The sequence below is a fragment of the Facilibium subflavum genome, assembly GCF_003574485.1.
Taxonomy (GTDB): Bacteria; Pseudomonadota; Gammaproteobacteria; order Francisellales; family Francisellaceae; genus Facilibium; species Facilibium subflavum.
Window position 1 is genome coordinate 1 of the sequence record NZ_QLIT01000011.1, and the last position, 14,439, is coordinate 14,439.

Annotated in this window: 15 protein-coding genes and 1 tRNA gene; 6 read left to right on the forward strand and 10 right to left on the reverse strand. The window is 38.3% G+C overall.

What is annotated here, in order from left to right; genetic code table 11:
- Positions 1-264: 264 nt before the first annotated feature.
- Positions 265-417 carry a hypothetical protein gene (locus tag DNK84_RS14170; RefSeq protein ID WP_162902145.1) on the reverse strand — a complete coding sequence of 51 codons (153 nt, stop codon included), beginning with the start codon at positions 415-417 and terminating at the stop codon, positions 265-267.
- Between the two features lie 142 nt (positions 418-559).
- Between DNK84_RS14170 and DNK84_RS01355 the strand changes: the two genes are divergently transcribed.
- Positions 560-1,201 (forward strand): sterol desaturase family protein, encoded by a 642-nt coding sequence (locus tag DNK84_RS01355; protein ID WP_235826792.1) that lies wholly within the window; start codon positions 560-562, stop codon positions 1,199-1,201.
- Here DNK84_RS01355 and DNK84_RS01360 read toward each other — a convergent pair.
- The 4 genes from DNK84_RS01360 to ppa form a co-directional block, all read right to left on the reverse strand.
- Positions 1,202-1,277 (reverse strand) — tRNA-Thr (locus DNK84_RS01360).
- A 53-nt stretch (positions 1,278-1,330) separates the two neighbouring features.
- The gene (locus DNK84_RS01365) at positions 1,331-2,983 is read right to left on the reverse strand and encodes a CTP synthase (RefSeq protein WP_119342784.1); all 1,653 of its coding nucleotides are present in this window, start codon (positions 2,981-2,983) and stop codon (positions 1,331-1,333) included.
- A gap of 118 nt (positions 2,984-3,101) precedes the next feature.
- Positions 3,102-3,419 carry a 5-carboxymethyl-2-hydroxymuconate Delta-isomerase gene (locus DNK84_RS01370; RefSeq protein ID WP_119342785.1) on the reverse strand — a complete coding sequence of 106 codons (318 nt, stop codon included), beginning with the start codon at positions 3,417-3,419 and terminating at the stop codon, positions 3,102-3,104.
- Positions 3,420-3,423: 4 nt separating this feature from the next.
- Positions 3,424-3,948: an inorganic diphosphatase gene (gene ppa / locus DNK84_RS01375; protein ID WP_119342786.1), complete on the reverse strand. Its 525-nt coding sequence runs from the start codon at positions 3,946-3,948 to the stop codon at positions 3,424-3,426.
- Between the two features lie 175 nt (positions 3,949-4,123).
- On the opposite strand from ppa, the gene DNK84_RS01380 reads away from it, so the two are divergent.
- The gene (locus DNK84_RS01380; protein ID WP_119342787.1) at positions 4,124-4,924 is read left to right on the forward strand and encodes a sulfite exporter TauE/SafE family protein; all 801 of its coding nucleotides are present in this window, start codon (positions 4,124-4,126) and stop codon (positions 4,922-4,924) included.
- Positions 4,925-4,927: 3 nt separating this feature from the next.
- On the opposite strand, the gene ftsW is transcribed toward DNK84_RS01380, so the two are convergent.
- The 3 genes from ftsW to mraY are packed head-to-tail and all read right to left on the reverse strand — an operon-like array spanning position 4,928 to position 8,561.
- A complete protein-coding gene (gene ftsW, locus DNK84_RS01385) occupies positions 4,928-6,133 on the reverse strand; it encodes a putative lipid II flippase FtsW (RefSeq protein ID WP_119342788.1) in 1,206 nt (401 codons plus the stop codon).
- Between the two features lies 1 nt (position 6,134).
- Complete coding sequence (gene murD / locus DNK84_RS01390) at positions 6,135-7,460, reverse strand: UDP-N-acetylmuramoyl-L-alanine--D-glutamate ligase (protein WP_119342789.1); 1,326 nt, start codon at positions 7,458-7,460, stop codon at positions 6,135-6,137.
- A gap of 9 nt (positions 7,461-7,469) precedes the next feature.
- The gene (gene mraY / locus DNK84_RS01395) at positions 7,470-8,561 is read right to left on the reverse strand and encodes a phospho-N-acetylmuramoyl-pentapeptide-transferase (protein WP_119342790.1); all 1,092 of its coding nucleotides are present in this window, start codon (positions 8,559-8,561) and stop codon (positions 7,470-7,472) included.
- Positions 8,562-8,870: 309 nt separating this feature from the next.
- Here mraY and DNK84_RS01400 point away from each other — a divergent pair, with 309 nt between their 5' ends.
- The gene (locus DNK84_RS01400) at positions 8,871-10,316 is read left to right on the forward strand and encodes a peptide MFS transporter (RefSeq protein ID WP_119342791.1); all 1,446 of its coding nucleotides are present in this window, start codon (positions 8,871-8,873) and stop codon (positions 10,314-10,316) included.
- 96 nt (positions 10,317-10,412) lie between these two features.
- Complete coding sequence (locus tag DNK84_RS01405) at positions 10,413-11,648, forward strand: MFS transporter (protein ID WP_119342792.1); 1,236 nt, start codon at positions 10,413-10,415, stop codon at positions 11,646-11,648.
- On the opposite strand, the gene DNK84_RS01410 is transcribed toward DNK84_RS01405, so the two are convergent.
- Both DNK84_RS01410 and DNK84_RS01415 read right to left on the reverse strand, forming a co-directional pair.
- Positions 11,633-13,054, reverse strand: a complete 1,422-nt coding sequence (locus DNK84_RS01410) for an exodeoxyribonuclease I (protein ID WP_119342793.1) — start codon at positions 13,052-13,054, stop codon at positions 11,633-11,635. The genes DNK84_RS01405 and DNK84_RS01410 overlap by 16 nt on opposite strands.
- A 62-nt stretch (positions 13,055-13,116) precedes the next feature.
- Positions 13,117-13,584 carry a peroxiredoxin gene (locus DNK84_RS01415; protein WP_208123228.1) on the reverse strand — a complete coding sequence of 156 codons (468 nt, stop codon included), beginning with the start codon at positions 13,582-13,584 and terminating at the stop codon, positions 13,117-13,119.
- 87 nt (positions 13,585-13,671) lie between these two features.
- Here DNK84_RS01415 and DNK84_RS01420 point away from each other — a divergent pair, with 87 nt between their 5' ends.
- A complete protein-coding gene (locus DNK84_RS01420; RefSeq protein WP_119342794.1) occupies positions 13,672-14,211 on the forward strand; it encodes a YceD family protein in 540 nt (179 codons plus the stop codon).
- Between the two features lie 15 nt (positions 14,212-14,226).
- Positions 14,227-14,412, forward strand: a complete 186-nt coding sequence (gene rpmF / locus DNK84_RS01425) for a 50S ribosomal protein L32 (RefSeq protein WP_119342795.1) — start codon at positions 14,227-14,229, stop codon at positions 14,410-14,412.
- The last annotated feature ends 27 nt before the right edge of the window (positions 14,413-14,439 follow it).

A 14,439-nucleotide genomic window follows, 5' to 3' on the forward strand; every position in this document is an offset into this window, starting at 1 on the left:
TAGGCATTACCCTATTTACACCTCTACTATGAGCTAGTCCGACTACCTTGCTAAGCTTATCTCTAGCTTTTTAGGCTCCAAGATAAGCATTCAGAAATAGCAAGGTTCTCCCAAGTTCCAAAGCAATCAGTTCATCTACCCGCTACGGACTCAGACCCCGACACCTCCACGCATACTCGCCTTTACGTATTGCGTAGTGCTGATTTCAGGCAAATGAAAACCTTGATCAGGTGCGACGATGATATATTACGGGGCTCAATACCTTCACTTGCGTTGTGGCTGATAGACCGCCCTTACTACAGCTTCATAATGTTCGTTACCTTGCATTATGTGTAGTTCGGTTCCAGACTGGTGGCTAGCCTTTTTCTGGGCTGGATTGTCCAGCTTGATTGCCTTAGCTTTGCTTGGCGCACTCATATCGTTTTCTCCTTTATAAATTAACCGTATCTTTAAAAACTCAACTAATGTACATGAGTTATGCGAATTTGACAACTGCTGTATGGAGATTCATCGATGACATACTGGCTTATTAACGCCTTAATTGATAAAATCATGCAAAATGAAAAACACAACTTACTTGATGAAACAGGTTTTTATTCCCTACTTACAGCACAAAACAGTACAAACACTGATTTTACTTTTTAGTATACTGCTGATCACACTAATTACAACGGGGCTATTATGGCAACATTTTCTATGGATCTTCGTTCCGATTATTATTGCACCCTTTTATGAATGGTATGCACATAAATTCCTGCTTCATGCAAAACTATCTAAAAAACCAGGCTGGTTTCGCGATTTTCAAATTCGGCTACATCATGGCCATCACCGTGAACCGCAGGATTTTACCCTTTTATTTGCACCCTGGCTTGCGATTATTATTCACCTCATACAGACCTATCTGCTTTTTGCTTTATTAACGCTAAGCTTCACGACAGCATTAGTGGCTTTTACCTTTGGGATCTTATATTATCTTTTTTATGAATGGATGCATCTGGCACATCATATCCCTGCTTACCAGCCAAAAACAAAAGTGGGTCAAAAGCTAAAGCGCGCACATATGCGCCATCACTTTCACAATGAAAATTACTGCTGGGGAATTACAAACCATATTGGTGATCTTTGTTTTGGCACTTTTAAAGAACGAGATGAGGTTACTAAGAGCAAAACCACCAGGCATATCGCAGGCTATACAGAATAATGGTGCCGACAAGCAGAGTCGAACTGCTGGCCTACTGATTACGAATCAGTTGCTCTACCATCTGAGCTATGTCGGCAATATAACTGAGCTTAGCATATAAGCCTTAGCTTTTTAACAGGGTTATATAGCCTATTTTTGTTTATATGCCAGACAGGCTTGCACAAAACCCTCAAATAAACGATGACCATCACGTGGTGTAGAGGTAAACTCCGGGTGAAACTGACATGCAATAAACCATGGATGAGATTGGATCTCTACCATTTCAACCAGTTTCAAATCCTGAGATTTCCCAGAAATTACCATCCCTGCTTTTTCCAATTGCGCTATATAATTATTATTGACTTCATAACGATGGCGATGACGCTCAAACACTTCTGCTTGACCATAGACCTTTCTTGATAATGTGTCTTCTTTTACATGGCAGCATTGCGCGCCCAAACGCATTGTCCCGCCCAAATCTGACTGATCTGATCGAAGCTGATATTCACCTTCAGCACTTTGCCATTGAGTGATTAAACCAACGACAGGGTGGATTGTCTCTGATGAAAACTCTGTGCTGTTGGCATCTGTTAATCCCAAGACATGGCGCGCATACTCAACCACAGCAAGCTGCATGCCAAGACAAATACCCAAAAAGGGAATCTTATTTTCTCTGGCATATTGAATTGCTTTGATTTTTCCTTCAACGCCGCGACTACCAAAACCACCAGGCACTAAAATACCATCAACTTTGCCAATGACTTCTTCTGGCAAGGCGTTTTCAATTTCCTCAGAATCAACAAACTCAATATTTACTTTGCTATGCGTGTGAATCCCTGCGTGAAATAGTGCTTCATTTAAAGATTTATAGGCCTCAGTCAAGGTAATATACTTACCGATCATCGCAATCGTTACTTCATGTTTGGGATTTTCTATTTCATAAACAACTTTATCCCACTCTGATAAATCAGCAGATTTAACATGCAAACCAAGCTGACTGACCACACAGATATCCAAGCCCTGATCATGATATTTTCGAGGAATCTGATAGATATTTTTAACATCTTCAGCCGCAAAAACAGCAGACTCTGCCACATTCGTGAAAAGCGCAATCTTACGTTTTTCATCATCATTAAATGGCGCTTCACAGCGACAAACCAGAATATCTGGTTGAATCCCAATACTTCTTAGCTCTTTGACAGAGTGTTGCGTTGGTTTTGTTTTAAGCTCCCCGGCAGCCTTAATATAAGGCAGTAACGTTAAATGCAAAAACAAACTGCGCGTTTTACCGAGCTCTTGTGATAACTGACGTATTGCTTCTAAAAAAGGTAAAGACTCAATATCACCAACGGTTCCGCCAATCTCAACAATGGCAACATCTGTATTATCATCAACGCCTTGCAATACTTTATGTTTAATTTCATCAGTGATATGTGGGATAACCTGAATGGTTCCCCCTAGATAATCGCCTCGGCGCTCTTTTTTGATTACATCCTGATACACACGTCCTGTGGTAAAGTTATTGCGCTGAGACATTTTCACTCTTAAAAAACGCTCATAATGCCCTAAATCCAAATCTGTTTCAGCACCATCATCGGTAACAAACACTTCGCCATGCTGCAATGGACTCATCGTGCCTGGGTCAATATTGATATAAGGATCAAGCTTCATCAAGGTGACATTTAAGCCACGGCATTCTAATAAAGTTGCCAGAGAAGCTGCGGTAATCCCTTTGCCCAGTGAGGAGACAACACCACCGGTAACAAAAACAAATTTAGTATGATTATTCTGAATATTTGACATGGAAATTAAAGGGTTACATTAAATCATTAATGTTTCCAAAGCATAACAAAAAGCAGATGCTTACACCAGAAAATTTTTCAGAATTTTAATGTAATACGTCACCAGACAAGACAATAAATTAGTTGTAATAGGCTTTGGCAAGGTCAACGATTTCAACACTGATATCTACAGCATTATATTGGCATGCTTTTTTTAACAGCGTTGCTAAATGTTGCTTTTGTAGTTGTGTTCTACCTGCAAGCAGTTTCACCTCAATATGCACGTGCGCTTGATTGCTACCACCTGTTAGCATCTGGTTAAACACAAGGCTGCGGACTTTGATCGCTTTTTCTTTAAAAAGCTCTGATTCAACCATTGCCTGATGCGCCTTTGAAACCAGCGCCTTTGTCTGCTCGGCAGATAAATCTGCACAATGTGAGATAACACAATGCGGCATATGCTTAACCTTTAAACCGTGCAATACTGGCCTTGATATCATCTTTAGCAGCATTTGCGTCTGCAAAACCATCAACTTTGACCCACTTGTTTGGTTCCAGGTCTTTATAATGTTCAAAGAAATGCTTGATTTGCGCCAGCAACAGCTCAGGTAAATCGTTAATTTCTTTAACATGGCTATACGCCTTTGTTAATTTATCTGTTGGCACAGCAATAATTTTTGCATCAACCCCTGATTCATCTGTCATTTTTAAAACACCAACAGGACGACAATTGATAATAACACCCGGACGAAGATCAACAGGTGACACGACTAAGACATCAACTGGATCCCCATCTTCTGACAAGGTATTAGGCACAAAACCATAATTACACGGATACTGCATTGTTGCGGACATAAAGCGATCAACAATCAACATATTTGAATCTTTATCAAACTCATACTTCACCGGCTCATTATTAGCAGGAATCTCAATGACAACGTTAATATCGTTAGGTGCGTCTTTACCTGGTTTTATATTCTTTAACATTCTAAGCCCTTTTGCTTTTTTAAGTTAGATAAACTGCTTAATTACAAAAGCCATATCATAAAAATGGCACATGCAATAAAAAACAGTTATTGTTAATTGATTAGTTACATAAAAACATTGATTTGTATTGTCTTTCATTTACCATAATTATTCAAGTGATTTAACCAGAAAAACTATGATTTATCTATTGATTTTATTGATTTTCGCTGGCTGCTTTACTGGCTTTCTAGCAGGGCTTTTAGGCATTGGTGGCGGTATTATTATTGTCCCTGTATTGGCCTTTGTTTTTCACTTAGTTCCATCAACGAGTGATTCTTATATGCAATTTGCTGCAGGCAGCTCATTAGGAATAATGATTTTTACCGCCTTACCTTCAGTTGCCCACAAGCTTCGTCAACGTGAAGTTAACCTTAATATTGTAAAGATGTTTGCCCCGTGGATTATCACTGCCAGTATTGCTGGCGCAGCACTTGCTCGATTTGTAAACCCCCGTGTTTTAAGTATCTTATTTGCTTTACTACTCATTGCTATGTTTGCAAAAATGGTTCTTCAAAAGCATCATGAGCTTGAAAAACCCAGACGGAACTCCAAGCGTAAAAGTGCTTTTTGGGGAAGTTTAATCGGCTTTAAATCTGGCATTTTTGGCATTGGTGGTGGCATCATGTCAATTCCTTATATCCACAGCCTTGGCTATTCTATCCGTATTGCCATTGGTACTTCCAGCATGTTCACACTTATTATTGCCTTAACCGGCAGCATAAGCTTTATTATCACTGGACTCACTGCATCAATAACAACACCCTGGACGCTGGGTTATTTATATCTACCTGCAATTATCTGTGTAGCGCCTACCAGCATGCTTTGTGCTAAAATTGCGGCTAAGGTGTCAACAAAAACACCACATCGCCTGCTTAAAATTATTTTTCTTTGTTTATTACTGCTATCGGCTATTAAAATGATTTGGCTTGCTATATAGGACTTATGAAACACGCTTATAAACATACCGTGGTGATATCTCATCGGCATGTACTTTGTTCTCAAAATCTATACGCAACAAGATACCCAAGGCAAAGCAGATAATCAATAAACTACTACCACCATAGCTAATCAATGGTAGCGTCAGTCCTTTTGTAGGAAGCAGGCCAATATTCACACCGATATTAACAATTACCTGAAATACAATCCAAAAACTAATACCATAGGCGACATAACTTTGAAACATCCGATTCAACATGCCAGCAAAGCGTGCAATTCTGAGCCCTTTCCAAATTAACACTGAATATATCGCTAATAGAATTATGACACCAACAGCACCCAGCTCTTCTGCAATCACAGAAACGATAAAATCCGTATGTGCCTCAGGCAAAAAGAACTGCTTTTGAATCCCGCTACCAAGGCCATCACCAAACCGGCCGCCTCGTCCATATGAAATAAGCGCCTGCACCAGCTGATATCCTGTATTATTTGCATCAGCCCAAGGATCTAAAAAACTATTTAATCTTGCCAGGCGATAAGGTTCAAATACAACCAGAAAAGTTGCCGCAACACCACCTAATACAATGAGAATAATAAACCAGCGAAGTTTAACACCTGCCATAAACATAATACCAAACACACAGGTAAACATCACAACACAAGCACCAAAATCAGGCTCTTTTAATAGCAAAACTGCCATAGCAGCTAAAATAACCAATGGTTTAGCAACGCCTTTAAATGTATTACGAGCAACATCCCCAAAGCGCACAAGGTAACAAGAGAAATACATAATCGCACAAAGCTTTACCACTTCTGATACTTGGACATTAATAATCAAAAAAGGAATCCAACGTCGTGAACCATTAACCTCACGACCAATATGTGGAATTAATACAGCAATAAGTAGTGCAAAAGCCAAAATTAGCCATAATCGATAGAGTTTTTGATAATTATCTGTTGGCACCAATAGTGCAAGCACTATGGTGAGCAAACCTAATAGCACAAAAAAGCCTTGACGAATAACATAAAAATAAGGGTTATGATAATCATATGCCGCATCAACCATTGACGCTGAAGTCACCATGATCCAGCCAAAAGCAAGCAGTGCTAAAATAATAAAAACAAACCCAATATCAAGTTCAATACCCGCACGAACACGCACTTTTTTTGCATTGCGCATGCTAAACAAATTTCGCAGAAAAAACAGCAACTTAACCACCCTTTAGTTTATTTACTAAGCTCTCAAAGAATTTGCCACGTTCAGCAAAGCTTGAAAAAGCATCAAAACTTGCACATCCAGGTGCTAACAATACAGTATCACCTAAAACAGAATAAGACACAGCTGAATCAAACGCCTGAGTTAATGATTCTGTCACCTGATAATTTACCTGACACTTTAGCGCTTTTTCAATTAAAAAACGATCCTGACCATAAATAAACACCTTTTTCACATAATGCTTTACCACATCTTTTAAAAGACAAAAATCTGCACCTTTTGCCATGCCACCAAGCAGCAAAAGAATATTGCCGCTTACCGATAATGATTTAACTGAAGCGATCACCGCGCCAATGTTGGTCGCTTTTGAATCATTAACAAAGCGTACACCATTGATTACTCCAACCTCTTGGCAGCGATGCGGCAACCCTTTGAAATCTTTAAAATAAGGCAATAAACCCTCAACTGAAAGCGACAAACTATCAATAATATACAGTAGTGCCAGTATGTTTTCCAGATTATGATAACCCTGCAATAAAAGTGTATTTGCCGATAGCACACATTGGCCTTTATAGACAAGATGGTGATTTGCATCAATATAGGCCAGTGGCGCATTAAAATACTGCAGATTCATTGATGTCTCCGCCCAGCAATCGTATGCATTTGCCACTTGATATTCTGCATGCAAGAAAAGCTTATATTTCGATGCCTTATAATCAGCAAAACGCTCGTAACGATCCAGATGATCATCCGAGATATTTAATACGCAAGCCACTGTAAATTTGGCGTGTTTTAATAAGTCAATTTGAAAGCTGGATAATTCAAGCACATACACATCAACTGCTTTATCAAGTAAAGACAACGCTGGCACACCGATGTTTCCACCTAGTGCCGCATTTATACCTGACTTGTTTAACACGTAATGCAATAGTGTAACTGCTGTACTTTTACCATTAGAGCCACTAATAGCAACTATCTTTTGATATGGATTTTTTAGCACCTCCATGGCAAATATTTCAACATCGCCAACCACTTTATCCCAATGTTGGTCAAGTTTATTAAAAGGAGACTGATTGACAGGGATACCAGGTGAGACAATAATCAAATCATATTCATCAAGCCTCACCTCATCAAAGTATTGATAACATCGTCGCATCGGTATTGTCTGGCTTTGGTCAAACACCTCTATTTCCACCTGGTATTTCTCAAAGAAATCAACAACCGACCGTCCTGATATGCCAAGCCCCACCACAATGACCTTGCGAATCAAGCGCCCTTGATAATAATATGATTTTAGCTTGTCAGTAGCAACTTTTCTCATGTTAACAACCTACCTCACCTTTAAAGCAGCAAGGCCAATGAGCACAAAAATAATGGTCAATATCCAAAACCGTACAACAACTTTTGTCTCAGGCCAGCCCTTTAATTCAAAATGGTGATGCAAAGGTGCCATCTTAAAAATACGCTTTTTAGTAAGTTTGTATGAGCCAACCTGCAAAATCACAGACACCGTCTCCATCACAAATAAAAATCCCATAATAAAAAACACAAGCTCCTGGCGAATGACTAGGGCAATCGTGCCCAAAACCGCACCTAAAGCTAAAGAACCAACATCTCCCATAAACACTTCGGCAGGATAGGCATTAAACCATAAAAACCCAAATCCAGCACCGCAAATAGCCGAACAAAATACAACCAATTCCTCAATGCCAACGTTTGGCATATAATTAAATAGTAAATGTGTTGCAAACACACTATTAGTTGTCACATAAGCATATACGCCTAATCCTGCTGCCACCAAGACAATAGGCAGAATCGCCAGACCATCTAATCCATCGGTTAAATTCACCGCATTACTGCTTCCAACGATCACAAAATAGCCTAGCACAAAAAACCAGCCACCAAGGGGTATCATTAAATTTTTACTAAAAGGGATCGATAAGCTAAAATTCATATAGGGGTTGAGAGTTAAGAAAATCCATATCACCGCAACAATAGCAAGTACTGATTGCAAGAGGTATTTATGCTTGGCACGCAGTCCCTTAGGATGTTTTAATACAAGCTTTAAAAAATCATCAAGAAAGCCAATCATTCCATATCCTATTAACACAAACAACAATAACCAGACAAATAAGCTATTAAGCTTTGCCCATAGCAGTACTGATAATGTGATGGAAAATATAATCAAGCACCCACCCATCGTTGGCGTGTTTGTCTTGCTTAAATGCGACTGTGGCCCGTCATCTCTCACCACTTGTCCAATCTGCATTTTTTGCAGCCATCGAATAATGGGCTTACCCATAAAAAGGCTTATAACTAATGCGCTTAACGCTGCCATTAACGCGCGCATGGTAACATAGTCACCAAAAACATGAAAAAAACTTGCGTACTGCGTTAGCCAATTTGTCAGCCAGATCAACATAAATTACTATTTCCTCTTAACAAAAAACAGGCAAATATTTAAACTCAAGCAACTGATGTGCTAAATATCTACATACTTAATAACTTATAATGCCTGATATTGTATAAATGCAGCACCCATAAAACAATCGCTTTATATCAAGCTATATAGAGAAATTTGATTTTAACATCAACACAAGCTAAAAGCGCATGAAGTAATTAAGATATTCATTGCTTCATGTGGCCAACAAAGGAAAACTTTTTTAAATTGTTTACAAACAGACAAATTATGGCATGATTATTTTTTAAATAAAAAAATATAACTTATTTCATGAGCACATCAATAAAAAAACGTCAGTTTGGGGTTATCTGGTTTGTTGAGTTATGGGAGAGATATGCTTTTTATAGCTTTCAATCCCTGTTTTTGCTTTTTATTACCGCTGAACACCTTAATGAATCTCAAGGTTATTTAATTTTTGGTGTCTTTGCTGCTTTGCTTTATATGACGCCAACATTAGGGGGCTATATTGCTGATAAAGCCCTTGGCATTAAGCGCGCACTTACCACAGGTGCTATTTTACTGCTTATCGGCTATATTCTATTAGCACTATCAAACTCATTAAGTAGCATCTCATGGGCTTTGTCTTTTATTATTGTTGGCAATGGCCTTTTTAAGCCCACACCTACCGCACTTATTTCAAAGATTTTCAACAAGAGCGCTTCGAATTCACATTCAGCCTTCACGATTTATTACATGGGTGTCAATATTGGCAGTTTTCTTGGTATTGCAATTACACCAATCATCGCTAAGCATACCGGCTACTCAAGTGCATTTTGGGTGGCGACATTAGGCATGATTATCGCTTTATTAAATTATCGCTTGCGTATAAGCTTATTAAAAAGCATCAATGGCGAGTATGATAAAAAGCCACTTAAACCACGCGTTGTCTTAGGTGTGGGTGCTGCTATATTATGCCAGATTGTGCTAAGCTACTTATTATTTCAGATCGATGACATCTCATTTTATCTGATCATAATATTCTGCATTATCATGTTTATGTATATGCTACGTGATGCTTTAAAGCTTAATAATGTTCATCAAAAAATTATGCAAATTATCGGCATTTTATTAGTCATTGAAGCCATTGTATATTTCATCGTATATAACCAAATGTTTTCCACATTGATTTTGTTTGCAAAACATAATGTCAAACTTACCTTACTTGGCCTTAATGTATCACCTGCAACCTATGGATCACTCGACTCTATTTGGCTTATTATATTAAGCCCTGTTTTAACAATTATATATTCAAAATGTCCGAACAAACATTTCAACATCCCAAATAAATATGCATTTGGCACCGTTATTTCAGGCGTTGGCTTTATCACACTTTACTTCATATGTGCAAATACGGCTAAAGCTGGTTTTATCAATGGCAACTGGATGATTGTATATTTCTTTTTTGCTGCACTTGCTGAACTGCTTGTTGCAGCCCTTGGGTTTTCATTAATTGCGATTTATTTTCGCAAAGAAATCGTTACACTCGGTATGGGATTTTTTATGTTAGCCGTAGCTGCAGGTGGCGCTTTGTCAGGAAAAATTGCACAGTTTGTCGCAATGCCAAATGAGAAATTACCAGCAACGGTAAGCTTGCCAATATATATGAATTATTTTATCTGGCTAGGCGTGGTCTGTATTGCCTTAGGCATTATCTATTTTTTTATTTCATTACTTTTGCATAAACATATCAAGCGGTATAACCTCTCATTAAAATAACAACTGACTCACTATAGATATTCCATGATCGCTTCTGTTTTCTTTAAAAAAGTTCTGTGGTATAAAGAAAATAGCTTTCATTAAGGAATTCGTTCTATGAATAAAAAACATTGGCAAACCATCCTCTTATCTAGCTTGGGTGGGGCCTTAGAGTTTTATGATTTTGTCATTTTTGCCACCTTTGCTGTTGTTATTGGACAAACCTTTTTCCCCAGCACCTCAACACTGTTAAGCACGCTTGGTGCATTTGTTGCCTTTGCTATAGGCTACCTTGCAAGACCCTTTGGCGGCATAATCTTTAGCCACTTTGGTGATAAATATGGTAGAAAACGTGTTTTTATTCTCTCCATTAGCATTATGGCCATCTCAACCTTATTAATCGGCTTATTGCCAAGCTATACACTTTGGGGCGTTACCGCAACACTTCTTTTTATTCTATTACGCCTTGCTCAAGGCATTGCAATTGGTGGCGAGATTCCAGGAGCAGTAACCTTTGTCAGTGAGCATGTTAGAAAATACCCTGGATTATCCTGTGGCATGATTTTTATGTTTATCAACTTTGGCATTTTCTTGGCGGATGTCGTACATGCACTACTAGGCAGCATCGATCAGCATACGGCCTGGCGTATTGCTTTTATTATCGGTGGAATTCTTGCCATCATCAGCTACTTTCTAAGAAAACGCCTACAAGAATCAGATATATTTTTAAAAGAAGAAAAGCGTCATAGTATACCGATTGCAAACTTACTAACACAACACACACGACATGCTATCTCAGGCATTTTCATCGTTGGTGCGCAAGCAGCAATTGTCAGTATTTTTTACTTATATATTACCGCCTATATGTCACTTTTACACTACAGCCACGTCACTATTGCCTATACAACGATTACTAATCTGGCTATTTTTTCTGTTTTTTGTGTCATTGGTGGGTTTATCTCTGATAAAACTGGCCAAAAGCCTATTATCTTTTTTTCAAGTTTACTCTTAATACCTGCGGGTTTATATTTTTACTATACACTTATAACTGGTCACGCATTCATGCCCGCCTATATTATTATATCTATTCTATCTGGTTTTGTTGCCGGAACCGTTAGCGCCTATCTGGTTCATTTATTTCCAACCAACGTCCGATACACAGGTGTCGCCTTTTGCTATAACGTTGGATTTGCCATATTCGGTGGGTTAACACCAGCTATTGCCACCTACTTCACGCATCAAACCAACGACAAACTTTCCCCTGCTTATTTAATGTGTATCATCTTTATTATTGCTATTATCTCGTTAATTCTAAGCAGACCAGCCTACCAACTTCATCAAGAAGACAGATAGTTTTCCAGCTCATCAAGTAAAAAGTTCTGCTCATCGGTGAGGTGGGATTCTAAACGCAGCTGCTGTATTTGCTCATATGCATCAGGCAAGCTGATACGAGGCTGCCCTTTATAATCTACTACACGATCCATATCGCCAAAATTCGCAACCATCTCCAAATGCTGTTGAAACTCCTGCTGCATTTTTGGCGGTAAACACTCAGATGCAAACCGACCAATAACTCTTAATGCCCGCTGATAATAATCACTTGGCATTTCCTGCATTAAAGTGATTTTCTGTGCTATATCAGACTTATGAAATTGATCACATAGTTTTTGTTGTGCAGCGTTCATAAAACCAGCTTGATAAAGTGCGGCATCTATATCAATATTTTCAATCTGTGGATATTTATAATCTAAAATTGCCTCTCTTGCCTCGATAAAAAAATGCGGGTTTTCCTGAAACCACTGCTTATTACTTTGAATAAGCTTGATTCTTTGTGCACTGAGCTTTGCTGCAAAACGCTTTTTTGCAGGTAACAACAAAGGCAAATCACCCCATTTTTTATTAATAGACCAAAGCATCTCAGGCTGATTATCCGCCATAATTTGCGGCAAATTTTCACTATCAAGGCGCAAAAAACACCATTGATTTTTATAATGCCAATGCTGCCCGAGGTTGATTACAGGCGCCATAAACTGCGCATCGTAGCCAAAACTCCCTGACACCATTATCCCTTGCGTATAGCTTTGACCATCGACCTCAAGGCCTTTATCTAAAAGAGACAATGATTTTTGATCTTCTGCCTTGTCAAACTTTTGCATCAAGTACACCCACATCTTCTCATGATGCTTTTTCAACCTTTTCGCAAGCTCAACAGTAACGACCACATCCGTCATTGCATCATGTGCACGGCCTTGTAGAAAAAGGCTATTTTTGCTATTTAGATCCTCAAGCTTTAATGAGACTTTTTGCTTCTCATTCACAGGCCAATCTAAAACCTCATCTGCAAACAAAAAATAAGCGCTGACAATAGGGTATAAATCAGCACGCTGGCAGCCATTTTTATATTGATGATCATAAGCAGGGAATAAGTTTTTATAAAAGGAAAACCGCAGCATCTCATCATCAAACCCTAATGTGTTGTAACCAATACTAATCGTATTTGGTGTATTGATCAGCTGAAATATTTTTTTCACTGCTTCATATTCACAAATCCCTGTATTTGCTTTTTCAATAGAAATATGATGCGTGATACTTGCTTTTGGTGTAGGAATGGTATCAGGATTGAGTTTCACCAGAAATTCATGACGCTCCAACTCATTGAGTGACTCATCTGTACGTATAGCTGCAAATTGTAGAATTTGATCAAAGCACTTATTAATACCTGTTGTCTCAAGGTCATAAAAGAGATACGTTTTATTCATTTTGGTACTTCTTTTGCCAACTTGCTGTCAGTGTAATCAGTTTGGGTGGTGCTGCCTAGTATTTATTTTAAGCTTTTTATAAATTGAAGTATTTGTTCAACATGGCCTGACACCTTGACTTTCCGCCAAGCCTCAACCAAAACACCATTACCACCGATGACAAAAGTGCTGCGCTCAATCCCCATATATTTCTTGCCAAACATGCTTTTCTCTTTTAAAACATCAAATGCTTGACATAAATACTTTTCAGTATCCGCAATTAAGTCAAAAGGCATCTGGTATTTTGCTTTGAATTTTTCATGCGATTTTAAGGTATCTTTTGAAACGCCAAAAATAACAGTATTGTTATCTAAAAACTGCTGGTGATGGCTGGCAAAATCGATGCTTTCATTCGTACACCCAGGTGTGCTGTCTTTAGGATAAAAATACAATACAATATTTTTGCCGGCATAATCACTTAGGATGAAATCCTTATTGCCCGTCATTGGAACAGGATTAAGCTCAATTTTCTGTGCAAGCTTAAAACTCATCTTGCATACTCCTTTAGATTGATTATCATATTAGCAATATTACCGCAAAGTATACCATAAAAAAGATAATTTAAAGAGAATTTAACGATGTTGTCACAAAAGAATAAAAAGGTAAACTTAACCACAGCAACGAAAACAAAGCTTACACTTGATGAAAGCATGAGCTTACAAAACCTGTCAGCCCTTAACAGCTGTATTGTTCCTGGAAGTTATCACTTTACGCTGAAAGGTCAGTTTAATACTGCTAATAATAAACCTTTACTTGATGCAGCGCTTAAAGGTCAAGTTGTTCTTATATGCCAAAGAAGTTTGGAGGCCTTTGATTATCCGATAAATGTTGAACTAAAGCTTGGCTTTGTCACTGATGATCGCTTTTTCAAAGACTTCCCCGAGGGTTACGAACCTTATGTATATGAAAATGAAGTTGTGGATATACAGGCATTGATCGAAGAGGAAATTCTTCTATCCATTCCAATGATTCCAAAAAAAGAACGAAAAGATTGTCAAACCCAACAAAATACGTCATACTATGGCGTTTTGAAAACTAGCGCACAAAAAGATACGGTAGAAGACAATCCATTTGCTGTATTAAAAACGCTTAAATTTGATAAAGATAGAAAAAAATAAAACAGGAGACCGATCATGGCTGTACAACAAAATAAAAAGAGTCGCTCAAAAAGAGACATGCGTCGTGCGCACGACGGTTTAACAGCGGCTTCATTATCAACTGATAAAACAACAGGTGAAGTTCACTTACGTCATCACGTATCAGCAAACGGCTATTATAAAGGCAAGAAAGTAGTTGCTGTTAACGACGATGATGAATAAAATGATGGCACGATAAAGCAATTACAG